This window comes from Neobacillus cucumis (genome assembly GCF_016908975.1).
Lineage (GTDB): Bacteria > Bacillota > Bacilli > Bacillales > Cytobacillaceae > Neobacillus > Neobacillus cucumis.
Genome location: NZ_JAFBEX010000002.1, coordinates 128,952 through 152,038, shown reverse-complemented (window position 1 = coordinate 152,038; position 23,087 = coordinate 128,952). Strand labels below are relative to the sequence as shown.

The following is a 23,087-nucleotide window of genomic DNA, read 5'->3' as shown; positions in this document are numbered from 1 at the left end:
ATCTCTCCTAAGAAGTCTAAAATTTATTAACTGACGGAAAATGTAACCTTTACACTACCTGAACCTAGGGATTCAGTAAGACCTGTCGTGTTTTCAATGTGTCCGAGCTTTACATAGCTGTAGGAAGTATTGAATGTCTTGTAGAAAAGAACAAGACATTTGTTACCATAGAGCATTAAATCGCCTTTATGGATCCTGTCTGGACTGATTGACCTATCTGCGCGTAGATTACCTGACAAATTATGGTATTTTTCATTGCCATTGAGTTCAGACATATCAACTGTTAACGGCAGCTGTTTAACTAGCGCTTTAGCCGTATCGTTCTCCTCAAGAGTTGCGGTAAATGACTTATTACCGACTGTGATATTTATATTTTTTACAGTTGTCCTCTCCTTCGCACTATCTGTTTGGTTTTTAAGTTTATTAATTAATTTTTTCAATTGTAACTGTAAAATCACTAGTCATTCTTGCAAGCTCTTCTTTTCCAGATTCAATGTTACCTAATACAATAAGTCCATTTTCTGCTTTACCAAAATCTTTATAGAATATAGCCAAATTTCCCCAAGGAGAATAATAAGCAAAATCTCCGATTGAAGGAACATTGCTTGGCGTTGCATCTTCGGTGGATAATTTTTTTGAAAGAAAACTAATTTTTTCTTTTCCCACATAATCTTCTAATTTTAATGTTAATGGAAGTAATGTTAAAAAACCCCTGCTTGCTGGATTATCATACATTTTTACAATTACTTCCTTGTTATTAAGCATCAGTCTTATTCTAGTCATAGTACCTCCTCCATCAATCGATTAAACAACTTTCTCGTATTTAGCGGGTTTACTATTAAGACTAAACGAGACCGCTGTGATAATTGCAGCAATTCCAACCGATACAGCACCAATCCAACTTACAACCTGCACCGATGTACTTTTTACGGCAATGCCTCCAATTCCGGCAGCCGCAGCTATGCCTAACTGAATGAATGAACCATATAGACTAAGCATAATTCCTGAGGCCTCTGGAGCAAGCCAGACCAGATTATATTGCATACCAGGACCAGATGACCACGCCGAGAACGACCAAAGCATAAGCAACGGAATGGCGACAAAAGTTGAACTTGCAATAGTAGATAGCAACACTAAAGCTATGACGTGTAAAATCAAACCACCAACAAGAGTTCTGTGATTACCAATCCGATCCGTCATGAATCCACCAAACTTGGATCCTATTAAGGTAGCGATACCGAAGGCAAACAAGGCGCCGCTCACTTCTCGTCCGCTCATGGATGTAACAGTTAATAAGAAGGGAGCAATATACGAATACATCACCCCATATCCTAACTGCCAAAAGAACGTTGCACCGAGCCCCATTAAGATTTTCGGTTGCTTTAAATAAGAGAGTTGCTTGCCTAGAGGGACAGCTCCCCCGTAATTTGTAGCAGGAATCGTTCGCATGATAACGAAGATTGCCAGTAAACTGAGAACACCGATACCCACGAAGATTAGCTTCCAATCGTAGGCTGTGGCTACCACACGGCCAATTGGTACACCGATGATGATGGCTGCACTAAACCCAAGTATTACGGTGCCAATCGCCCCTGCCTGTCGTTCGGGTGGTGCTAGTTTTGCTGCGGCAGTTTTGGCAGCAATGGCAAAAACACCACTTCCTAAAGCAAGTATGATGCGGGAAACGATAAGAAAACCAAAGCCTTGAAGGGTGGTGGTCATCACGCTTCCGATTACCATTAGAACAAGAGAAAGCATCATTACCTTACGCTGATTCATTTTTGTCGTCGCCATTACAACAAGTGGGGATCCGAACGCATTAGCAAGAGCAAATACAGTAATTAGCTGTCCCGCCACCGATACGGAAACATGATTCGAGGCAGCAACTTTATCCAAAATACCTGCGATGACGTATTCTGATGTACTAACCATGAACGTAATAAGGGCTAACAGGTAAATTTTCCATGTGTTGTTCATAATTTTTCCTAATCACTCCTCAACTAAAATTTGTTATGATCATTTCCTACTCTTCTTAATAGCTATATCCTGGTTGTTTATACAACGTTTTTTCTTTTGCTAAAATATCAGGTTTATATACTTCTTCTGCCCATTTCCCATTCGGAATTTCTTCAAATGAAACAGAAATGCTATCCTCTCCAGCGTTTACTGTTTCCATAACAGCTTGCACAATCTTATCTGTAAGTTCTTTCTTTTGATCCTCAGTTCGACCTGGCATAAGTTTTTACAATAATATGTGGCATTTACTATTCTCCCATCGTTAATATTTTACTTTTCATTTACACAACTTACTTGCGGCTGTAAAAATTAATATTGATTGATTAATCAACATCTGTTTATAATTATAAAAAGATTACGAGTACGTTCAATGGTTAATTTAACGCAATTCGTTGATTACTGAACAAATCAATTCATATTGTTGATTATCTACGGGAAAGTTTGGTGATTTTGTAATGTCTAAAGTGGATAGAAGAATAACGAAAAGCCAAGAAGCCATCAAAAATGCTCTAATAGAACTGATGACTGAGAAAAGTTTTGATGACATTACCATTCAGGATATTTCGGATAGAGCAAATGTGAATCGCGGAACCATCTATCTTCATTACACAGATAAATATGATTTGCTGGATAAGCTGATGGAAGAACATATCAACCAGCTTAGGGAGACAAGTGTATGGGCCTGTGAACAGGAATGGATCGATGCGACGAAAACCTTTTTCGAATACTTTGAGTGTAATTATTTATTCTTTTCAACGATGTTAGCGAGTAAAGGGGCTCCTTCATTTCGCAGTAAATTCCTCGAGTTTCTTATCGAAGCGTTTAAGGATGAGGTAGACGAAGATAAAAATCAAGGTTTAAGTGAAGATGTTATTGTTAAATTTGCTGCAAATGCATACGTTGGGATTTTGGAATCATGGTTAAAGGAAGGAATGCCCTCTCCACCTCAGTCAATAGCAAAAGAAGTGGGGATTTTGTTAGAGAGGATTGTATAGTTATTTCTGATCGTCTCTTTTAAGGGAACATTTTCAAATAAAGATGAAGACTATCTTAAGGAAAGTTGGTGATTTCTATTGTCAAAAGTGGATAGAAGAATAACGAAAAGCCAAGAAGCCATTAAAAAAGCTGTTACTGAACTGATGTCTGAAAAAAGTTTTGATGACATTACCATTCAGGATATTGCTGACAGAGCAGATGTGAATCGCGGAACCATTTATCTTCATTACATGGATAAATATGATTTACTGGATAAGATGATAGAAGAACATATAAACAATCTCCGAGAACTATGCCATGCAGCCTCTGAAATGACATTTCAAGAAGGTAATTATGTCTGGTTCGAATACTTTGAGGATAATTATTTTATTCTTTTCGACGATGTTAGCCAGTAAAGGTGCTCCTTCTTTTCGTAGTCGTTTTCTAGAGTTAGTCATAGAAGAGTATAGACCTGAAGTAGATACATCCGAAGAAAAAAATCAAGGATTAAGTGAAGATGTCTTTCTTCAATTTTTTGCTTCAGCTATGGTAGGGGCAGTGGAATGGTGGTTTAAGAATGGAATGCCATTACCAGCTCGTGTCATGGCCGAACAAACAGGTGCATTGTTGGATCGGAACTTTGAATAAATCAATTTGATTTTACAAAATGAAAACATTAGAGTCCACATCTACCTGACATCCCATACTGGCTATGAGACGAACTTTCGGGATCTGGCTTGCATTCGGACAGCCTTTCAAGATTTCCTGCTTGCCCTGTCCGAATCCGCCTTCTATTCGGACTGTCCTTCGAGTTTTCTTACTGGTCCTGTCCGAATCTGCCTTCCTTTCGGACAATCCTACTAGTTTTCCTGCTTGTCCTGTCCAAATCTGCCCTCCATTCGGACAATCCTACTAGTTTTCCTGCTTGTCCTGTCCGAATCTGCCCTCCATTCGGACAATCCTTGGCGATTTCCTGCTTGCCCTGTCCGAATCTGCCTTCCATTCGGACAATCCTAGGCGATTTCCTGCTTGCCCTGTCCGAATCTACCTTCTATTCGGACAATCCTTGGCGATTTCCTGCTTGCCCTGTCCGAATCTACCTTCCATTCGGACAATCCTACGAGTTTTCCTGCTTATCCTGTCCGAATCCGCCTTCCATTCGGACTGTCCTATTAGTTTTCTTACTGGTCCTGTCCGAATCTGCCTTCCATTCAGACAGCCTTAAGTATTTCTTTCATTTTCAGTCCGATTAAGTCGGATTTTAGCATAGGCACTAGAATAAATAACGCATCGAACATAAAATTCGATGCGTTATTTATATTATTTATTTCATTTAGTTAATTTTTCATATTCTTCGTCTGAAACAGGTTCTAACCATTCCGGTCTACCTGCAGTAATGGCAATGTGTACAAACCAGCTATCTTTTGCAGCACCATGCCAGTGCTTCACGCCATCGTGAGTGACAATAACATCGCCAGCTTTTAAGAATTGAGCCGGTTTTCCTTCTTCTTGGTACCATCCTTCGCCACCTGTTACCAATAATATTTGAAATCCATCATGATGAATATGCCAGTTATTTCGGCATCCCGGTTCAAAAGTCACATTCCCAACACCAACGTTGACTTCAGGATCAGCCACTAATCCTTGAAGATAGCTTTGTCCCACAAAAAATTGTGAAAAAGGATTTTTTTCGCCCGCTGGGAAAATTACGCCATTTTTTACTTCTTCATGTTTTGCCATTTTTAATTCCTCCAATAACCTTTATTTTAATTTTCAGGAATCATTTCATTAATGCAAGCTAATGCATTCAGTGTTCTCGGAAAGCCCATATATGGAAGGCAGTGAGTGATGGCTGTGATCAATGTTTCCTTGTCATTGCCCACATTTTTGTTACCAATCACATGTGACTTTACTTGGCTTTCACAACCGCCTAACGTACTGATAATACAGAGAGTCAACAACTCTCGTGTTTTCAAATCAAGCCCGCTACGGGTGTAAAAGTCTCCAAAGCAAAAGGAGGAAAGATAATCCTGCATATGCTTTTGATTTGCTGGGGCAGCCTCACGCATTTTTGCAATAACATCACCAAAAATCTCGACTTGAGTAGCAAGTCCCTTCTCAAAACGGGTATCTTCATCTACCGTCTTTTGACTTTCAAGTGGTAAAGCAATTTCCTTTGCTTTAAAAACCTCATTGGCTTCATTGATTGCATTTAACGTTTTGGGGAATCCAATGTAAGGACCACATTGGTAAATAGCCTCTTTAATTTCTACAGGTGTCAGTCCAACGTTCAGAGCAGCACCAACATGTGCTTTGAGCTGAGGTAAAGTCTGGTTGGTAGTAAGCACTACCAAGGTGATCAACTCACGTTGCTTGTCATCTAGATTACCTTGATAAAAAACTTCACCAAAAATAAAGCGATTCAAAATGTCCTGAAAATCAGGATCGGTAGCATATGCGGCTGGTACTCCATTTCCAAATAGTTGTTTGTATTTTTCCCTGCTCTTTTCAACACGGTCCATAAATAAACCTCCAGTATGTATTTATTTTACTTCTATTATTCCTTTTCCAAAAATCAGCTAAACTTGATGCATGTTAGAAAGACTTTTAATTGCTTAATCAACATCTGTTTATAATTATAAAAAGATTCAGAGTTCGTTCAATGGTTAAATTAACGCAATTCGTTCATTACTCAACAAATCTATTGAAATTGTTGATTATCTTTGAAAGATTGGTAAATACCTATAAAATGGATTGAGTAATTAAACATTACTGATTTTTTTGAAGAAGCCATCGCTTTCCTCTTTTTTATTAGGACTACATTGAAGGAAACAGCCAACATACTGGTTGTAAAAATAATTACTCCTAATGGTAAATCAGAATATTCACCCGCTATTCCCACTAATGGAGAAGCAGCAGATCCTAACAAAAATGGTAGAATTCCTAGCAGTGCAGAAGCACTTCCTGCAATGTGTCCTTGAGACTCCATAGCTAAGGTGAATGAAATCGGACCAATGATACCGTTTGATGAATTGAATAAGAAGAGTGAAATAACTAGTGCAACTAACGGTCCATGAGTCAGGACCACAATGAGAACTGCGAGACTAGCAATAAAAGCATACCACAATCCAATCAGAAAAATATGACGTGGATTCATCCGTCCGGCCAGGTATTTAGTAAGTTGAGCAGCTAACATTAAACTAATCCCGTTCAAGGCGAATAGGATCGAAAAATGATGATTATCTTTTAAAAAAATTTAGTTAATTCGTTTTATTTATAATATTCCAAAATGAGTCAACATACTTAACTCATAATCGAATCCCTTTACAGACATGCGTACGAATTAGCGGCAGACGAAAAGAGCTGTACATCGTACCGAATGCTCGACACGTTGATTTATACGACAAGACGGATTTGATTCCATTCGACAAGTTGGAAACATTCTTTACCGAGAATTTGAATAAGCAGATCAATTCCTATCTTGACCTTTCTGCTTCCAGAGGAAGTTAACTTTAAATTCTTTCAAGAAAAATTTTTAATAGATGCCCCCACTGCTTTTTTGGGGGCATTTTATTATAATTATATTAAAATCTGCCATATTAGGGCTTATAGTTATCTTGCTGATTAAGTGGGAGAAATAAAAGTTGCCAAATTCAAAAGAACCTACAGACCGAAGATTTTGCACCAAAGTCTAGGAAAGGAATCATGAAAATAATAATGATTTATTTATTCATTTTTTTAGTTATATTATTTGTTGTCATAACATTATTATTGAATCTATATCCAGTATTTGGCGGAACACCAAGTAAAGAACAAAAAGAGGCTTATAAAAAGTTTAGTAATTATGTTAACGGAAAGTTTGTCAATCAGGTTCCAACAAACTTAAAGATGAGTTTATCTGATACCTACTCCATGATGAAGGAATCTATTTCAGGTGGTATAAACCGCACTCCTGCTAGTCAAATTTCTGTTTCCGAGATTAATTGGAACAAGATTAACAGTAAAGAAGATAGTTTGACTTGGTTTGGGCATTCTGCTTTTTGGCTGAGTATCGATAACAAAAAAATACTCGTCGACCCCATGCTTGGTCCAATTGCATCACCCGTTTCATTTGTAGGAAGCAAACGCTATACTGGAGATTTATTGCCTATTATTGATAAAATGCCGCCAATTGATGCTGTCCTAATTACCCATGATCATTATGATCACTTAGACTATCCATCCATACGAAAGCTGAAAGAAAAGGTTGGTCATTTCATTGTTCCTCTCGGTGTTAGTAACCACTTAATTCGCTGGGGAGTGCCCAAAGAAAAAATTACAGAACTCAATTGGTGGGATGAGACGGAATTTCAAGGTTTAACTGTTGTCTTGACTCCATCCAAGCACTTCTCTGGAAGAGGGCTTTTTAATCGGAATTCGACCCTTTCGGGTGGTTGGGTCATTCTAGGAAAGAATACACGATTCTATACCAGCGGAGATGGTGGTTATGATAAACATTTCAACGAAATTGGAAAAAAATACGGACCTTTTGATATCACGTTAATAGAAGGTGGTCAATATGATCGACGATGGTCTTGGGTTCATATGACACCCGAAGAAGCTGTCCAGGCTAACTTAGATGTAAATGGGAAGAATATGATGTTAATTCATTGGGGAGGTTTTACTCTTGCCTATCATGAATGGACAGAGCCTATAGAAAGAGCCTTAAAACCGACAAAAGAAAAAGAGATTAATCTAATCGCCCCTGAAATTGGCGAAACTGTACAATTAGATTCTGATCTGCACATTCCTATTTCTCCATGGTGGGATTTATAACTCAAAAAATGCATTTTGAATGAAAGACTAGAAAAGGAGATATTTAACAGTGACTAAAACCACATACAAGTGTCTTCAAAAGTAATAAAATTAGTACAAGGAAAAAATATACAAACTAAAAGAGTTTGCGTCTATGTTGGGCGTAAGCGTCATAACTCTTCAGCGTTGATTGCTTACCGAAACGCTGTATCGAGAATACAGAGGAATTCCAAAGGAAAATAAAGTAGGTAAGACGATTATTTATGCGAGAGTTTCCAATCAAAATCAAAAAAGGGATTTAGAAAACCAGATTGAGTTTTTGGAGAATTTGCCAATTCCAAAGGATGGATTGTGGATGATATCCTGAGAGATATTGGAAGTTGACTAAATTACAAACGCAATGAATTACTAGACTTGGTTCAAAAGCGAGAAATCAAAACCGTTCTTATCTCTCATAAGTTTGAAGGCTTTTTGCAAAAGTGTGGAGTAGAACTGGTCGTTGTGAACAATGATACCCTTTCCCACAAGAAGAACTCGTTCAAGATTTAATTTCAATTATTAACGTTTTTCTTGTCGTATCTATGGTTTAAGAAAATACAAAAAGAAATTGAAAGAAGATAAAGAGTTATGAAAAGGGCCTATAAAACGGAAATTGAATTAACTTCCGATCAAGCAGAGAAGGTGAATCAAACAATAGGGGTTTGCCGCTATGTTTATAACTTATATCTGAAAACAAACCAGGAGCTTTACGTAAAAGAAAAGAAATTTATGAGTGGCTTTGATTTTTCTAAGTGGCTTAATAATGTCTATACCAAAGAAAACGACCCTTGGATCAAGAAAGTGTCTAGTAAAGCAGTTAAGCAAGCAATTATGAATGGCGATAAAGCATTTAGAAGTTTTTTTGAAGGGAAAGCCAAACGTCCTCGATTCAAAAAGAAGAAAAATCAAGATGTGAAAGCCTATTTCCCAAAGAACAATAAAACAGATTGGACAGTAGAACGCCATCTGATTAAGATTCCTACCTTAGGGTGGATTAAGCTGAAGGAATTCGGATATATTCCAACAATGGCCGAAGTTAGAAGCGGAACGGTTTCGCAAAAAGCAGGCCGATATTATGTATCGGTATTATGTGAAGTGCCGCCTAAAGAAAAGACGATCAACAACCATGATGGGGTAGGAATCGATTTAGGCATAAAGAATTTTGCGGTTTGCAGCAATACTGAGGTATTTAGGAATATAAACCTTTCGGAAAGAATAAGGAAGCTAGAAAAAAGCTTAAAACGTCAGCAGCGAAAGCTTAGTCGAAAATACGAATCCAAAAAGAAAGGTGGTGAATCCTGCTACAAAAACATCGAAAAACAAATAAAGATTATTCAAAAACTTCATGCTAGATTAACCCATATACGTAAAGAATATGTCCGTGATGTCGTAACCCGAGTGGTGAAAGCCAAACCATCTTTTATTACGATTGAAGATTTAAACATCAAGGGCTTGTTAAAAAACAAACACCTTGCCGACTGCGTTAGAAAACAAAATTTCTATTATTTTCGTACATGCTTGGAACAAAAATGCAAGCAGACAGGGATTGAATTGCGAATAGTAAGTCGATTCTATCCGTCATCTAAACTTTGTTCTTGCTGTGGTTACAAGAAAGTACATCTTTCTTTATCTGAAAGAACTTTTAAATGTGATCAATGTGGAATCGAAATAGAAAGAGATTTTAATGCGAGTTTAAATTTGAAATATGCTATGAACTATACTATTCTCACTATACGGTAATGTTATAGATATAGGGTGGGCTACATCCGAATTAACGCCTGTGGAGAGCCGAACAGACGATAGTAGCGAGCAAGTGGCGAGGTCGGGTTCAATGAAGCAGGAAATTAATCTAGCATAAATGAATGATTATATTTGTTTATGTTTTTAGTAGCAGAAGAAAATGCACGCATTATTAATTGGAGCAACGGGAGCCACAGGTAAAGACTTGCTGAATTTATTATTAAAAGACGATTCTATTCATCAGGTAGATATTTTTGTTAGGCGTGATCTGGCTATCCAACATAAAAAATTAAAGATACATGTTATTGATTTTGATAAACCAGAACAATGGAAACTTTTAGTGAAGGGCGACGTATTGTTTTCGTGCTTAGGAACTACCATTAAAGCGGCAGGAAGTAGAGAGGCTCAATGGAAAGTTGACTACGATTATCAATACCAGTTTGCTAAATTCGCCAGAGAAAACAATGTAAATAATTATGTATTGGTATCTTCCGGGTTTTCTTCGCCTAATTCTAACTTCTTTTATACAAGAATGAAAGGACAGTTAGAAGAAGCTGTAAAGGCACTAGGGTTTCCGAAGTTGTCTATCTTTAACCCGCCTGTGTTGATACGAAAAAATAGTGATCGAACAATGGAAGTTGCCGGATTGAAAGCCATACAGTTATTTAATAAAATAGGAATTTTTCGCTCTCAAAAACCTCTGCCGACAAAAATATTGGCTCAAGCCATGATAAATTCCTCTAAAAGAAAGGAAAACGGTATTTTTACGCTAGGAGGCAATGCGATATGGAAATGTGCCGAAGATAAGTGTTAAATGGCTACCAAACCTTATATTTTCAGCCTTCTATCTATTATTGTTTTCCTTATTGTCCATTAAAAAAAGCTTGCAGAACAGATCATCTGCAAGCTTTTTACTATTACTTCCCCTACTCTGGCTTAGAACCTGCGATGATTGAACGGAATTCATAGCTTCCTGATTCAAGTTCATAGACCGCTTTACCATCTTTAAACTCAATAAACTTAACTCCCCTTGCCTTAGCAATAGGCTGTCCGCTTTCCTTAACAGTACTCACATTGTTTGTAGGAATATACAGGGTCGCAGTCGTATTAGCAGGTACAGTCACATCATAGGTCAACGTACCATTTTTAACTTCCCATTCACTTTTTATCGTACCATAGACGGAATCAAATGAACCTTTCGCCCAAGTGATTCGCTTATCATTATCAATGATAGGCTGAAGAATCGTGTGCTTGAATCCAGGATTTTCCGGATCATTGGAGATACCAGCCATTTCATCATACATCCATTCACCAATGGCACCGTATGAATAGTGATTGAACGAGTTCATGCTTACATCGCCAAATCCGTCTTTAACCGAGTAAGAATTCCATCGTTCCCAAATGGTTGTTGCACCATTTTTTACGGAATAAAGCCAAGACGGCATTTGATCCTGCAATAGCAGCGTATAGGCCAAATCAGATTGTCCGATGTTTGTTAGCACAGGCGCCAGTACATTCACTCCGAGGAATCCTACAGATAATGTATTCTCCGCATATTTTACTCGGGAACTATCAGGATGTGCAGCCTTATATTGATCCGTATTTTGAATATTATCCACTAGAAGCTTAATCATTTGTTTTTTTTGATTTTCATTATCATAGAATCCGAGCTTCAAAGCCCATAATAATGAAGTTTGACTATTATCTTCTCTTGGATAAAAGGCAATGCCAAAACCTTCTTCACGTGATGATTGAATGGTTAAGTTCCCATTATCATCTACTTTGATATGGTTTTTAATAAAGGCTTTCTTAATATTGTTAAATAGTGTCTCATATTTCTTTACATCATTGTCTTTACCAAGGGCGCCAGCCATTTGGGCCATTAATTTGGCATCATAGGCATAGTAGGCGTCGCTCATTAACATGTTATTGGTTCCTTGGAATGCTAACCAGTCACCGAAAATACTGCCAGGTCCGCGGTAGGTTTCTCCTGTTTGGGCATAAATCATGTTCATGTACTTCGCCATGCTGTTATATGCCTTATTAATTAACGTTGTATCACCGGTCATTTGCCAATGAGTCCAAGGAATTATAATCCCGGCATCCGACCAACCTGAGGTAGCAGGAGCCCTTAAACCGAACGAACTTGCCGGTACCGTTACTGGATAGGTCCCGTCGGCAGATTGGGCGTTTACCATATTGTCCGTAAAATTCTCAAAGAAGTTGTACGAATCCATATTATACATGCCCGTCTTTGCAAATAATTGTGCATCCCCCATCCATCCAAGGCGTTCATCCCTTTGCGGGCAATCGGTTGGAACCCATAAATAGTTACCGCGTTGACCCCACTTGATGTTGCTAATTAACTGGTTAACATCTTGATTGGAAGTTTCCAATGTACCTGTGACATCTACTGCTGATGTAGCAACCTTACCCGTTACTTGATCTAGTTCAACTGTAGTTCCTGGAGTTAAAACAGAAACTTCTACATATCTAAATCCAAAGAAAGTTAAGGAAGGCTGATAAGTTTCCCCTTCTTGACTGCCCTTTAATGTGTAGAAAAGGGAGGCTTTTGCTGACCGAAGATTTGCTGTATAGATTGACCCTTTTGGACCGTCTGCTCCTGTACTGTTGTCATTCAGCATTTCCCCGAATCGCAATTTTATTTGTGTTCCGGCTTTCCCCTTTACTGTAATGCGCGGGATGCCCACCATGTTTTGACCAAGGTCATAAATGACTGTATCGCCAGCTGATAAATTTACCTTTGCACTCTTCGCTTCGGAACGATTACTTATGGATCTCGAAGTATCGATTTTGATTTCACCTTTGCCGTTTTTGCTTGATTCTTGGTTTACGACCCCGGTAGCGGTCGTTACAGATATCGGTGTTTGGTCAAGACTATCTACGATTTGTGCAGGTGTGCCATTATAAGATGTAATCGTTGCAGCAGGGAATGCTTGTTTGAATTGGTGTTCTTTCACGCCTTTCCACGCTGAGTCATCAAATCCATTGTTATTCCAGCCGGTCATTTCCTTGGTTGCATCATAAGTCTGACCATCATATATATCGTCTGCCAAATATGGACCATTATTGGTAGCTTTCCAGCCGGAATTGGTATTAGTAACAATCGTCTGAGTAGATCCATCCTTGTAGGTAACTAGCATTTTGGCTAGCAACCCCAAATCATTTCCCTTTGAATTGTAATATTTAGCCCCATCAGAAATTCTACTGTTATACCACCCATTTCCAATGACCGCTGCTAAAGTGACACTATTTTTGCCTTGGATATAATCGGTTACATCATAGGTCATATAATTAATGTTTTTATCGTAACTGGTCCAGCCGGGTGAGAGCAATTCATATGCTGTACTTCCATCCTCATTGACGATGCCCACTTTTTTCCCGTTAATAAATGCATCGAAAACACCTAATGATGAGATATACAGCCGAGCGCTTTTTACTTCACCCTTAAGTGGAGTTTCTTTTCGTAACATCGGTGCGCCATTCTTCACCGAATCGTCTAAGGAGATCCATTTAGCTCCGTCCCATCCGGCTACTCCATCAGTACTTAATAGGCCGGTTTCAAAATAGGCTGGCGCTGTTTCAAATTTTTTTCCTTCCTTATCCCAAACATTAACCGTCCAATAATAGCGGGTGGATGCTGTAAAAGCTTTACCTCCGTATACAACTGCATTAGATTCACCTGAATCGACTTTGCCGCTATTCCAAATATCTGCAGACTCCGGTATCAGCTTATTCGGGCTGGTTGCAACCAGAATTTGATAGGCTGTTTGTTTTTGCCCGCGGAGGTTTGAGAGCATTTCCCAACCAAATCGTGGTTTTTGTATATCAATTCCAATCGGGTTATTTCGATACTCAACTTTTAAATCCGAAATTTTTGTTTCATTAACTGCCTGTGCGGATACACTTGAACCAGCTGCTGCAGCCTTTTGTGTAGGGAGACTAGTACTTATGATAGTGGGAATTAACAGAGTCATCGCCATGGAAACATGAATAGCAAACCGCTTTGCCGATTTTACTTGAGTTTTTACCATATGTTCCTCCTCTTAGAAATCTTTAACCTGTCGATTCATCGGAAAAGCTTATAGATGAATTCAAATCTGACTCTATAAGCTTTCCCTTTTATTACTACTATTTTCGATTCATTAGTAAACACTCTTCCATTGAGCAATATTATCCTTATCAAACTTAAATGGATCACCTAGCATCACTTGTGTCCCATCACCATCTTCTACAATGGTCTGGTCACCCTGGCTTCCAGCTGTAAACTTATCGCCTACTTTCCCAGTAATCTTACCTTCTACTAATGCGTTTGCCGTATAACCTGCCACATATCCTACATCAATTGGATTCCATAAGTACATCCACGGACATACTCCGTTTTCAATATAGCTAGCCATTTCACTAGGAAGCCCTAAACCGGTTAATTTTACCTTTCCTCCAAGACCTTTGTCAGAAAGCACTTTTCCAGCAGCAGCAATCCCTACGGTTGTTGGAGCAATAATCGCTTTCAGATTTGGATAGGACTGTAATAATCCCTCTGTTTCCGATACACTTTTATCCCTTAAGTCGTCCCCATAAGCTACTTTTACTAATTTAATATCTTTATATTCTGGTTTTTGGAGTTCCTTTTTCATTACTTCAATCCAGGTATTTTGGTTGGTCGCTTGAGAAGTTGCACTTAGGATGGCAATTTCTCCTTTGCCGCCAATCATTTGTGAAACACCCTCAATTAGCGCTCCACCAATTCTTTCAGGGTTGGCCTGATTGACATGGACCATACGGCTTTTTGCATTTACGGCTGAATCCACCGATGAAACTTTAATCCCTGCATTCATCGCTTTCTCAAGAACTGGCTGCAGAGCATCTTGGTCATTCCCTGCAATGGTAATGGAATCTACTTTTTGATTAATTAATTGCTCAATAATTTGAATTTGCCCTTCAGCGGTCGGCTGATCCGGTGATCTTAGGATGACTTCGCCGCCTTTTTCTTTAATCGCTTTTTGAAATCCATCCTGCATCTTTTCCCCATAAGGGTTACCCGTATTTTTAAACACAAATGCATATTTCTTCGGTCCGCTTTTCTCAGATGTAGTCCCCTTTGAATCTGATTTTGATTCTGGTTTTGAAGTGGTCGCGCTGCATGCAGCCAGAATCGAGAAAATCATGACAACAGTAACAAATAATCCCCAAAATTTTTTCATTCCTTTTCTCCCCTTGATTTTTAATTGTTTTTATACACACAGTAGAAACACTGTCATGTAACCTAATGACCGGATTGCCTTTTAACCTTTAGAATCTGTTTTAACTTTATCTTTGGAACCGCAACAGCAAAAATGAGTAACAGCCCCACAACAATCAGTAAAGTTTGCGACGAAATATTGACCAATCCTAAACCATATTGAAGATAGCTAATAATGAAAATCGCGATCATCGTGCCGATCATTTTTCCTCTTCCTCCGGCCGTGCTGATCCCGCCTAATGCAGCCATGGCAATCACATCTAATTCATAGCCTGTTGCAATATTTGGTCTTGTACTTCCCATCCTTGAAGCTAAAAATAATGCTGTAACAGCAGCTGTAAACCCCATAAGTGTAAACACAATCAGTTTGATTTTATCGTTTTGAACGCCGGAAAATCGGCTGGCCGTAGAGTTGTTTCCAATGGCATAGATTTGTCTGCCAAAAGTGGTTTTGTGAAGTAAGACGACAAAAACAACAGCGAAAATAAGAAAAGCGATAAGAATAATGGGTATTCCATTTACATATCCCCATCCAAGCAGTTGATACCAGTCCGGAAAATTTCCAGCGGCCTGATCCTGGAGGATAATATAAGCGATTCCCCGATAAAGAATCATCGTACCAAGGGTGACAATAACAGCGGATAGTTCTTTAAACTTGACGATTAAAAGCCCATTGATCAATCCGCAAAGCGATCCCACAGCTAGACAGATTACAATGGAAATGCCCATCGGCAATCCCAAATATTGATAAGAAGTAGCCATTATAACGGAAGATAGTGCCACTGTGGACCCCACCGATATATCGATGTCACCCAGGATCATCACCAAGGCCATTGGGAAAACCATGAAGGCCTTATCTAAAAACGTCATGGTTCCATCCCTTAAATTGGAATAATCTAAAAAATAAGGTGATAAGCTGGTGTTGATCAACATAATGATTAATAAAATGAGGACAAGCATCCATTCCCACTGAAGGAAAAAGGTTTTTATTGAGAATGTTTTTTTCGAAACGATTTTTCGGTTGGGATGTTCCTCTTGAGTGACCGTTTTCTGCTCCATGGTTTTAGATTTTCCTCCTTAAGAGATTATTTCGATCCACGCCTCTCTTCACTAACGTGTTAACCACAACAGCTACCAGAATAATGGCTCCCTGGATGCTGGATTGCCAAAACGGTGATACATTCAATAGAGGCAAAGCATTATTTAATACACCAAGAAGAATCGATCCAAGGATGACGCCGGATATTTTACCTGCCCCTCCAGCAATACTGACTCCGCCAAGAATACAAGCAGCAATCACGGTTAACTCATATCCGGACGCGGTATCTCCTTGTGCTGAAGCATATTTAGAAACCCATAAAACACCCGATAAGCCTGAAAGCCCTCCCATAATGGTGTATACCAACATTAAGATTTTCGTTTGGCTGATTCCGCTGACCTTTGCCGAATCAGGGTTGCTTCCAACCGCATAAATTTGTCTGCCTGTTCTTGTGTGATTAATAAAGTAATAGAAAACAAGATAAATAATGATGGCAATAAAGATAAGTGTGTTGATTCCTAAGATTTTCCCGGTGGCAATTCCAACAAAGCTTTTCGACATTTGATATGAACTGACCCATTTCCCACCGCTAATCGTATAAGTTAGTCCCCTAAAGATATTCATCATGGCAAGGGATGCGATGATGGGCATAAGGCCTATTTTTGCGACCAAAAATCCAGTGATGATCCCGCAAATGATTCCAATTGCCGTTCCAAGTATGATCGCCATAACAGGGTTTAAATTTGGATGTGTACTAATCGTTTGAGCGGTAATCATTCCTGAAATGGCGATAACCGCTCCGATCGATAAATCGATCCCCCTTGTAATTAGTACCACCATCATCCCTAGTGCAAGGATGCTTAGTATGGCCGTATTAGTAACCAAATCATTAATATTTTCTATAGTGAAAAATCTTGGATTTCGGAATTGGATCAGGACGGAAAGCAAGAGAATAAATAGGAGTAGCCCCAGCTCTCTAAACTTCGAGATTTTAGCTGAAAAGGATACTTTTTCTACTTGCTGCCCCGCGTTTGTTGCTTTTTCCAGAACTCCTTCTGGCATGATGCTCACCTCTTTCTTCTAATCTTTCTTTATACTGTTAGTTTCTTTGACAAATCCATCATGGCAGATTCAAGAATGGACTCTTGTGTAGCTTCGCTTTTATTTAAAATTCTTGTAACCCTTCCTTCGCGCATCACAACTATGTTGTCACTTAGTCCTAAAATTTCAGGCATTTCCGATGAAATCATAATAATTCCATACCCTTGGGCGGCTAGTTCATTTATAATCTCGTAAATTGCTGATTTAGCCCCCACATCTACGCCCTTTGTTGGCTCATCAAGAATAATGACATCCAAATCTGCCGTTAATAATTTGGCAACCGACACTTTTTGCTGATTGCCGCCGGAAAGAGAACTGGCTAAATCAAAGATACTGTTGGCTTTTACATTTACTTTTTCCGCAAGGTTCTTAGCCACCTCTGCCTCTCTTTTTGCGTTTAGCCAACCTTTTTTTGATAGTCTTTTAAGAGCTGGTAAGGAGATATTTCTACCAATATCCCAGTCGAGAATTAATCCTTGTAATTGACGATCCTCAGGTAAATAGCCTATTCCCATTTCCATCGCTTCTAAAGGATTATGGAGCTTCACTTCTTTCCCATTAAAATAGACTTTTCCCTTATCGAATGGGCTAATGCCAAAAATAGCCTGGCAAACCTCACTACGTCCTGCTCCAACAAGACCTGTTAAACCAAGGATTTCTCCTTTATGCAACGTGAATGAAACGTCCGCAAAATATCCTGTTTTCCCTAGCCCTACTACTCGAAGAATTTCACTTCCAATGGTCGATTTCTTTTTTGGAAACACCTGAGTAATCTTTCGTCCAACCATTGCCACAATAAGGTCTTCATTGATAATCTCATTTACTCCCCATGAACCGATATATTTGGAATCTCGGAATACCGTGACCTGGCTTGCTAGACGGTACATATCTTCAAATCGATGAGAAATAAATATAATCGAAGCCCCTTGATCCCTTAATCCTTCAGTAATCTTATATAACTCCTCACTCTCCCTCGCAGTAAGAGCCGCCGTTGGTTCATCCATAATAATAATTTTGGCATCGGTTGAGATGGCTTTGGCGATTTCCACAATTTGCTGCTGGGCAACACTTAAGGCCCCCATTTCCGTCTTTGGATCGATGGTAGATCCCAAACTTCTTAATAATTCTTTCGCTTCTTCATGCATTTGTTTCCAAAGCAATCGCTTTGTCCCCTTTGCGATTTTTTCATGTCCCATGAAAATATTTTCCGTGACACTCAAATCGGGATAATTGGTTACATGCTGATATATCGCGGCGATCCCTTTAGCCTGAGCCTCTTTTGGATTATTAAATTCTACCTTTTCATCATTTAAAAAAATTTCTCCCTCATCTGGTTTATGAACTCCAGTAATGACTTTGATAAAGGTCGATTTTCCAGCACCATTTTCCCCCATTAATGCATGTATTTGTCCTGGTTTTAACTTAAAATGAACATGATCTAAGGCTTTAACACCCGGGAATATTTTGGTTATCCCCCTTAATTCAAGTACATATTCGGACATTCTTTCCACTCCTTGGATTCTCAGAATATACCTTGGGTACCATTGATATAAACAGTGAAAACGCTATATTGAATTCGCTTACATATAGATTACTTAATTACACGTTATTAGAAAAGGAGACATCTTTCGGTTAAGGGGGATGATTTTCGGCAATATTTCAAAAATTAAAAAAAACCCCTGAAAGGAGGTTAATTTAAATTAATTTTTGCTTTTTCCTTATATTTAGAAGGAACTTCCCCAAAATACTTTCTAAACAATTTACTGAAGTATTTGGTATCATTGTATCCAACTTGTTGTGAGATATCATATATTTTAAAATCGGTTGATAATAGCAATTCCTTTGCTTTTTCTATTCTTGCTTTTGTCACAAAGTCCAATACCGTTTCACCAGTTTGGTTTTTAAAATATTCACAGAAATAAGTGGGGTTCATATGAACTTTTTTGGCAATTTTATCAATGGTTATATTATTTCCTAAGTTATCCGTAATCCATGTTTTTGCCGTATCAATAGGATTTACCGATTCATGTTGATTCATTTCTTCAAAGATATTAAGCACTTTTTGCATCCACGTCGTTAGATTTTTCTTTAATTCTATGAAGTTTGGAGACTTCCTCGTAAGCTTAAGTGCTTCCTGAATTAAATGAAGCTCGTCTTTTGCAGAGGACTTTGTTAACAGCCGGTTGATTGATTGTATCGCCAACACTTGAATACTTTTTTCTATATCCTGTGGGGAACGAAGCTGTTTTACTTCGTTGAGGAAATGATTAAGATGATGAAAAAGTTCTTCCCTCCTTAAAAGGTCAAGAGATTCTACCATTCTCGTAATGGTAATGTCTAATTCCTTAGACTCTCTGATTTTCCCCCTCTCCTTCAGAATATTTTCTACCAATGAAAGGGTGTAAATTTGATTTCCGCCATAAATCAGGCGAAATTGCAGCAGTGCTGAAAGACGGTCTCTTAATGCGGGTATAACAGCCACGTCATAAAAACCTCTGCTAAGTGCGATGGTCGAGGTCAGGTTCGTTCCTGTTTTTATAGTGGAATGCAGTCCTTCAGCTATCATCATTTCTTGTAATTGGTCAGCTTCTTTGTTGTGTATTAAGATCCAAAACGAAGCCTCATCCCCTTTCCATATCCAAGATAGGTTTAGAGTTGCTTCATTAAGATCCTCTAATATATCCTGAATCCTCTTTTCAAGCTCTCCACTTTGGAGTGCAGAAATATCTCTCTTTTGATTAAAGTCAATGGAAATATGTAATAGGGAATATGTACCTTTAGGAAAGTCTTTTGTCCACTCCAATTCAGCAAGATCTATTTCATTTCCTCTGACAAGTTTGCCTAAAGCTTGAGTCTGCTTCACATGACGGAGTTGAGTGTCGATGATTTCAACCTTTTTTTCTTCTTCCCAATTTTTTAAAATCTTATCTTTTATTTTCCCCAACTGTTGTCGGAATTCATCTCGAATTAACGGTTTCACCATATAGTCGAGCGCTCGTTCGCGAATGGCTGTTTGCACATAATGAAAATCGTTAAAGCCGCTAATAACTACCGCTTCAAAAGAGGCTCTTTTTCTCATTTCTTTGATAAGTTCCAGCCCATTCATACCCGGCATTTTAATATCTGTAATCAATAAATCTAAATGAATGTTTTCTTTTTCATATTCCTTCATCAATTTTGTTCCACTGCTGTAGCTCCCAACAATTTCAAATTCTTCCCCGCATGATAAGATTAACCTTTCAATTCCCCGTCTGATTCGATTTTCATCATCTACCACAATGGCTTTGATTTTTCTATTGATCACTACCTACACCACCTTCAGTCTTTCCCAAATTGTCTTGCATCATTAAAGGGATCGAAATCATTATCTCTGTCCCTTTTTTCATTTGACTATTAATTTGCAATCCAAATCCTTTTCCAAACATCATAATTAGCCGACCATGGACGTTAATTAATCCAAATTGGGAGTCGCGCCTTGCCATTGGGTCCGTTTCAAGGTAGCTCTTGAGGTCAGAGATAGTTTTCTCAGGAATACCAGGCCCATTATCAATTACTCGAAAAATCGCTTCCTCATTTTTCGTTATAACATTACCCACTCTGGTGATGAAAATGTCGATTTTAAAATCCTGTTCTTCATCCAGTCCATGTTTAATGGCATTCTCAACAATCGGCTGCAATATAAACTTTGGCGTGTAGTATTTTTTAGAATCAATTTCTTCATGAATCGAAAATTCAATTCGATCTTCAAATCGAAATTTTTGAATTGTTAAATAATCTTTGATATGTTGAACTTCCTGGTCGATCGGAACCATTTTTTCCTTATTGTTTATCGAAAATCGAAGCATACGGCCAAGTCGGGTAACCATTTCAACCACCACTTCATCCTCCCCTTCTTCTACAGCCATTCCTACTGTTTCAAGGGTATTATACATAAAGTGTGGATTTATTTGAGATTGAAGAGCATATAATTCGGCTTCCTTCTGTTGAAGTTTAATTTGAAAGTTCTGTTTTATTAAACTATTAATCTCATGAACCATCGAATTAAAGCTTTTAGCAAGAACGCCTACTTCATCATTGCCACTGATGGGGAAATCGACATTAAAGTTACCCTTTTCCACTTGTTTCATTAATTTCGTTAATCGGTTGATGGGTCTTGATACACTCCAAGCAAGAATAATCGAGATGACAGTACTTATGAGAATGACACCCAAAAAGGCAATGATGGTCGCTTTTCGGACGAGATCGGTCCTTTCTGTCAAATTCTTCAATAAAACACTATGAGTCAAAATCCACTGATCGGGACCTATTCGACTAATACTTATCAATTTATTATCCTTTTCCCTTGTTGTTTTAAAACTTCCGTTAATTTTGGGATAATGGTTTAAATCCATATTTGTCTTTCCAATATACTTGGCATTTGTATCATAAATAATTTGTCCATTCGTATCCATTAGCGTGATATCTGCTTTGTTAACTGTTTCTAAATTCTTTACTATATTTTTAACAAAGGTTAAATCGACTGCGATAAAAATAGTTCCTAATTTCATTCGATTCTCTGTGTCTGTTATTTGCTGCATAAGCAAGATATAGGGTGGGTTATTTTTAAATTTCAATTTGATCTGATTGGGAAATATGATTTGTTGCTTGCCTTTTAAATCTAAATCTTGTCCAAATGGCAAAGCAATTTCTTCAAAACCTGTGTATGGAAGTCTCGAAGCAGCGAACAGCCTGTTTTTTGATAAAATGAAAACCCCCAGGATATCCGAATTTCCACCGTTAATATAAGTGTTTGTCAAGTAGCTGTTTACAAGAAACTTATCTCGTAAAAGGGAAGAATTGTTTTGATAAACATCTTTTCTAAGTATTTCAATCACTTGATCTGAATTATAGAGAAAGTCCGGAAGCTCCTCTAGTTCATTGATATGATCATTGATTCGCTCATTCGCCTGATCCAATACCCTTGGAATATACTCGCCGACCTGCTCCTCAATTGACTTGGTATACTGGTTATATCCGATATAGCCAATGAATGAAACTGGGATTACCGTAATCAATAGGTACGTAATAATCAGTTTATTCATTAAACGGTAGTTTCTTAGTCTTATCCTATTAAAAATCATACTGATCAACGTTTTCCTTTGTAAAATCTATGGGTTCCCCCATGATGACCATATCATCCAGCATATTAATTTTCCCGACTTGAGGAATTCTTTCACCATCATAAGGCTGTTGCCCCTGGATTAGGTTGGCAGCTAGAGCCACTGTCAAATATCCCAATTTTTTTGGACTCCATAATGTCACAATTTGTGCATCATTTTCTTTTAAATATTGATTCATTGGATTTGGCGGGGATAACCCTACCACGACGACTTTGCCGGCTTTCCCAGCTTCTTTGACAGCTTGAGCTGCGGCCGGCGGACCAACAGAAGAATTTCCGATAATGCCTTTTATATTTGGATACTGTGTTAGAAACTGCTTTGCGAGTATATATGCTTTATGGGGATCATCATCCGAGGCAACGATTTTGATAAGATGCATTTTGGGATAATTTTCTTTTTGCTGTACTTGTATCCAGTTTAACCATTTGGTTAAATTGGCTGCTGATTTGGCTCCTGTGATGATAGCAAAATCACCTTCTTCATTTAATTTCCAAGCCAGTGTATCCATCAAATGTCTTCCCAAGGTTTCTGGATTGACCATGTTGATAAAGAATTCTCTTGAGTTTGGAAGGGTATCGGAATCCCATGTTATGACCTTAATATGCTGAACTTCTGCCTTCTTTAAAACTGGCACTAGCTTGTCGGGATCATTGGCGGATACGGCAATGACATCTACCTTTTGATCAATTAATTCATTGATTACTCTTATTTGCTGGTCAGCGTCTGCAACGGTTGGACCTTTATAGATTACCTTTACTCCCAGATCTTTTCCTGCTTCTGCTGCTCCTTCTTCTACTGCATTAAAATACGGAATATTGACCAACTTTGGGACTACTGCAATGGTATAAGGTTTACTTCCTTCCTTTTCTTGAGGAGGATTCTTCACTTCTCCATTGGAGTATACAACTTTAAACTCTTCCCCCTTACTGCAACCGCTTGCAAAAACAAGAAATACCAATAT

20 protein-coding genes and 2 pseudogenes are annotated in these 23,087 nt (G+C 38.4%); 6 read left to right on the top strand and 16 right to left on the bottom strand.

Annotated features, from left to right (window positions below):
• Positions 1 to 26: 26 nt before the first annotated feature.
• Genes JOC76_RS02850 through JOC76_RS02835 form a run of 4 tightly spaced genes read right to left on the bottom strand, consistent with a single transcriptional unit; the run spans position 27 to position 2,236 of the window.
• The gene (locus JOC76_RS02850; RefSeq protein WP_205175911.1) at positions 27 to 458 is read right to left on the bottom strand and encodes a cyclophilin-like fold protein; all 432 of its coding nucleotides are present in this window, start codon (positions 456 to 458) and stop codon (positions 27 to 29) included.
• Complete coding sequence (locus JOC76_RS02845) at positions 424 to 783, bottom strand: cyclophilin-like fold protein (protein WP_239557510.1); 360 nt, start codon at positions 781 to 783, stop codon at positions 424 to 426. The genes JOC76_RS02850 and JOC76_RS02845 overlap by 35 nt, the downstream gene beginning before the upstream one ends.
• A 21-nt stretch (positions 784 to 804) precedes the next feature.
• Positions 805 to 1,977: an MFS transporter gene (locus JOC76_RS02840; protein WP_205175909.1), complete on the bottom strand. Its 1,173-nt coding sequence runs from the start codon at positions 1,975 to 1,977 to the stop codon at positions 805 to 807.
• 55 nt (positions 1,978 to 2,032) lie between these two features.
• The gene (locus JOC76_RS02835; RefSeq protein ID WP_205175907.1) at positions 2,033 to 2,236 is read right to left on the bottom strand and encodes a tautomerase family protein; all 204 of its coding nucleotides are present in this window, start codon (positions 2,234 to 2,236) and stop codon (positions 2,033 to 2,035) included.
• A 235-nt stretch (positions 2,237 to 2,471) separates the two neighbouring features.
• Between JOC76_RS02835 and JOC76_RS02830 the strand changes: the two genes are divergently transcribed.
• On the top strand, positions 2,472 to 3,011 hold the full coding sequence (locus JOC76_RS02830) for a TetR/AcrR family transcriptional regulator (protein ID WP_205175906.1): 540 nt from the start codon (positions 2,472 to 2,474) through the stop codon (positions 3,009 to 3,011).
• Positions 3,012 to 3,089: 78 nt separating this feature from the next.
• Positions 3,090 to 3,639 (top strand): annotated as a pseudogene (locus JOC76_RS02825) (TetR/AcrR family transcriptional regulator).
• Between the two features lie 169 nt (positions 3,640 to 3,808).
• Here the strand turns inward: JOC76_RS02825 and JOC76_RS02820 are convergent.
• The 4 genes from JOC76_RS02820 to JOC76_RS02805 all read right to left on the bottom strand — a co-directional run bounded on the left by JOC76_RS02820 (position 3,809) and on the right by JOC76_RS02805 (position 6,187).
• Complete coding sequence (locus tag JOC76_RS02820; RefSeq protein ID WP_205175905.1) at positions 3,809 to 3,994, bottom strand: hypothetical protein; 186 nt, start codon at positions 3,992 to 3,994, stop codon at positions 3,809 to 3,811.
• A gap of 326 nt (positions 3,995 to 4,320) precedes the next feature.
• On the bottom strand, positions 4,321 to 4,731 hold the full coding sequence (locus JOC76_RS02815) for a cupin domain-containing protein (protein ID WP_205175904.1): 411 nt from the start codon (positions 4,729 to 4,731) through the stop codon (positions 4,321 to 4,323).
• A gap of 26 nt (positions 4,732 to 4,757) precedes the next feature.
• Positions 4,758 to 5,513, bottom strand: a complete 756-nt coding sequence (locus JOC76_RS02810; protein ID WP_205175903.1) for a carboxymuconolactone decarboxylase family protein — start codon at positions 5,511 to 5,513, stop codon at positions 4,758 to 4,760.
• Positions 5,514 to 5,692: 179 nt separating this feature from the next.
• Positions 5,693 to 6,187 carry an MFS transporter gene (locus JOC76_RS02805; RefSeq protein WP_205175902.1) on the bottom strand — a complete coding sequence of 165 codons (495 nt, stop codon included), beginning with the start codon at positions 6,185 to 6,187 and terminating at the stop codon, positions 5,693 to 5,695.
• 521 nt (positions 6,188 to 6,708) lie between these two features.
• Between JOC76_RS02805 and JOC76_RS02800 the strand changes: the two genes are divergently transcribed.
• The 4 genes and pseudogenes from JOC76_RS02800 (at position 6,709) to JOC76_RS02785 (ending at position 10,378) form a co-directional block, all read left to right on the top strand.
• Complete coding sequence (locus JOC76_RS02800) at positions 6,709 to 7,806, top strand: MBL fold metallo-hydrolase (RefSeq protein WP_205176319.1); 1,098 nt, start codon at positions 6,709 to 6,711, stop codon at positions 7,804 to 7,806.
• A 133-nt stretch (positions 7,807 to 7,939) separates the two neighbouring features.
• A pseudogene (locus JOC76_RS02795) lies at positions 7,940 to 8,416 on the top strand (IS607 family transposase).
• A complete protein-coding gene (locus tag JOC76_RS02790) occupies positions 8,413 to 9,564 on the top strand; it encodes an RNA-guided endonuclease InsQ/TnpB family protein (protein WP_205175900.1) in 1,152 nt (383 codons plus the stop codon). Before JOC76_RS02795 ends, JOC76_RS02790 begins: the two are co-directional and overlap by 4 nt.
• Positions 9,565 to 9,724: 160 nt before the next feature.
• The gene (locus JOC76_RS02785; protein WP_205175899.1) at positions 9,725 to 10,378 is read left to right on the top strand and encodes an NAD(P)H-binding protein; all 654 of its coding nucleotides are present in this window, start codon (positions 9,725 to 9,727) and stop codon (positions 10,376 to 10,378) included.
• A gap of 112 nt (positions 10,379 to 10,490) precedes the next feature.
• Here JOC76_RS02785 and JOC76_RS02780 read toward each other — a convergent pair whose 3' ends face one another.
• The 8 genes from JOC76_RS02780 to JOC76_RS02745 all read right to left on the bottom strand — a co-directional run bounded on the left by JOC76_RS02780 (position 10,491) and on the right by JOC76_RS02745 (position 23,084).
• Entirely contained in the window at positions 10,491 to 13,619 is a 3,129-nt protein-coding gene (locus JOC76_RS02780; RefSeq protein WP_239557509.1) for a family 78 glycoside hydrolase catalytic domain, read from the bottom strand.
• A gap of 111 nt (positions 13,620 to 13,730) precedes the next feature.
• The gene (rhaS, locus tag JOC76_RS02775) at positions 13,731 to 14,789 is read right to left on the bottom strand and encodes a rhamnose ABC transporter substrate-binding protein (RefSeq protein WP_205175898.1); all 1,059 of its coding nucleotides are present in this window, start codon (positions 14,787 to 14,789) and stop codon (positions 13,731 to 13,733) included.
• A 62-nt stretch (positions 14,790 to 14,851) separates the two neighbouring features.
• The gene (locus tag JOC76_RS02770; RefSeq protein WP_205175897.1) at positions 14,852 to 15,886 is read right to left on the bottom strand and encodes an ABC transporter permease; all 1,035 of its coding nucleotides are present in this window, start codon (positions 15,884 to 15,886) and stop codon (positions 14,852 to 14,854) included.
• A gap of 4 nt (positions 15,887 to 15,890) precedes the next feature.
• Positions 15,891 to 16,928, bottom strand: coding sequence for an ABC transporter permease (locus JOC76_RS02765; RefSeq protein WP_205175896.1), 1,038 nt, complete (start codon positions 16,926 to 16,928; stop codon positions 15,891 to 15,893).
• 29 nt (positions 16,929 to 16,957) lie between these two features.
• A complete protein-coding gene (locus JOC76_RS02760) occupies positions 16,958 to 18,469 on the bottom strand; it encodes a sugar ABC transporter ATP-binding protein (RefSeq protein WP_205175895.1) in 1,512 nt (503 codons plus the stop codon).
• Positions 18,470 to 18,657: 188 nt separating this feature from the next.
• Positions 18,658 to 20,271, bottom strand: a complete 1,614-nt coding sequence (locus tag JOC76_RS30690; protein ID WP_205175894.1) for a helix-turn-helix domain-containing protein — start codon at positions 20,269 to 20,271, stop codon at positions 18,658 to 18,660.
• A complete protein-coding gene (locus JOC76_RS02750) occupies positions 20,261 to 22,087 on the bottom strand; it encodes a sensor histidine kinase (protein WP_205175892.1) in 1,827 nt (608 codons plus the stop codon). The genes JOC76_RS30690 and JOC76_RS02750 overlap by 11 nt, the downstream gene beginning before the upstream one ends.
• Positions 22,077 to 23,084 (bottom strand): autoinducer 2 ABC transporter substrate-binding protein, encoded by a 1,008-nt coding sequence (locus tag JOC76_RS02745; RefSeq protein ID WP_239557508.1) that lies wholly within the window; start codon positions 23,082 to 23,084, stop codon positions 22,077 to 22,079. The genes JOC76_RS02750 and JOC76_RS02745 overlap by 11 nt, the downstream gene beginning before the upstream one ends.
• Positions 23,085 to 23,087: the final 3 nt, after the last annotated feature.

What these genes read in the sequence shown, in the direction of transcription:
- JOC76_RS02810 (WP_205175903.1), bottom strand. Translation starts at nt 5,513, where the DNA reads ATGGACCGTGTTGAAAAGAGCAGGGAAAAATACAAACAACTATTTGGA.
- JOC76_RS02750 (WP_205175892.1), bottom strand. Translation starts at nt 22,087, where the DNA reads ATGATTTTTAATAGGATAAGACTAAGAAACTACCGTTTAATGAATAAA.
- JOC76_RS02765 (WP_205175896.1), bottom strand. Translation starts at nt 16,928, where the DNA reads ATGCCAGAAGGAGTTCTGGAAAAAGCAACAAACGCGGGGCAGCAAGTA.
- JOC76_RS02840 (WP_205175909.1), bottom strand. Translation starts at nt 1,977, where the DNA reads ATGAACAACACATGGAAAATTTACCTGTTAGCCCTTATTACGTTCATG.
- JOC76_RS02780 (WP_239557509.1), bottom strand. Translation starts at nt 13,619, where the DNA reads ATGGTAAAAACTCAAGTAAAATCGGCAAAGCGGTTTGCTATTCATGTT.
- JOC76_RS02815 (WP_205175904.1), bottom strand. Translation starts at nt 4,731, where the DNA reads ATGGCAAAACATGAAGAAGTAAAAAATGGCGTAATTTTCCCAGCGGGC.
- JOC76_RS02805 (WP_205175902.1), bottom strand. Translation starts at nt 6,187, where the DNA reads ATGTTAGCTGCTCAACTTACTAAATACCTGGCCGGACGGATGAATCCA.
- JOC76_RS02845 (WP_239557510.1), bottom strand. Translation starts at nt 783, where the DNA reads ATGACTAGAATAAGACTGATGCTTAATAACAAGGAAGTAATTGTAAAA.
- JOC76_RS02760 (WP_205175895.1), bottom strand. Translation starts at nt 18,469, where the DNA reads ATGTCCGAATATGTACTTGAATTAAGGGGGATAACCAAAATATTCCCG.
- JOC76_RS02835 (WP_205175907.1), bottom strand. Translation starts at nt 2,236, where the DNA reads ATGCCAGGTCGAACTGAGGATCAAAAGAAAGAACTTACAGATAAGATT.
- rhaS (WP_205175898.1), bottom strand. Translation starts at nt 14,789, where the DNA reads ATGAAAAAATTTTGGGGATTATTTGTTACTGTTGTCATGATTTTCTCG.
- JOC76_RS02770 (WP_205175897.1), bottom strand. Translation starts at nt 15,886, where the DNA reads ATGGAGCAGAAAACGGTCACTCAAGAGGAACATCCCAACCGAAAAATC.
- JOC76_RS02820 (WP_205175905.1), bottom strand. Translation starts at nt 3,994, where the DNA reads ATGGAAGGCAGATTCGGACAGGGCAAGCAGGAAATCGCCAAGGATTGT.
- JOC76_RS02830 (WP_205175906.1), top strand. Translation starts at nt 2,472, where the DNA reads ATGTCTAAAGTGGATAGAAGAATAACGAAAAGCCAAGAAGCCATCAAA.
- JOC76_RS02800 (WP_205176319.1), top strand. Translation starts at nt 6,709, where the DNA reads ATGATTTATTTATTCATTTTTTTAGTTATATTATTTGTTGTCATAACA.
- JOC76_RS02790 (WP_205175900.1), top strand. Translation starts at nt 8,413, where the DNA reads ATGAAAAGGGCCTATAAAACGGAAATTGAATTAACTTCCGATCAAGCA.
- JOC76_RS02785 (WP_205175899.1), top strand. Translation starts at nt 9,725, where the DNA reads ATGCACGCATTATTAATTGGAGCAACGGGAGCCACAGGTAAAGACTTG.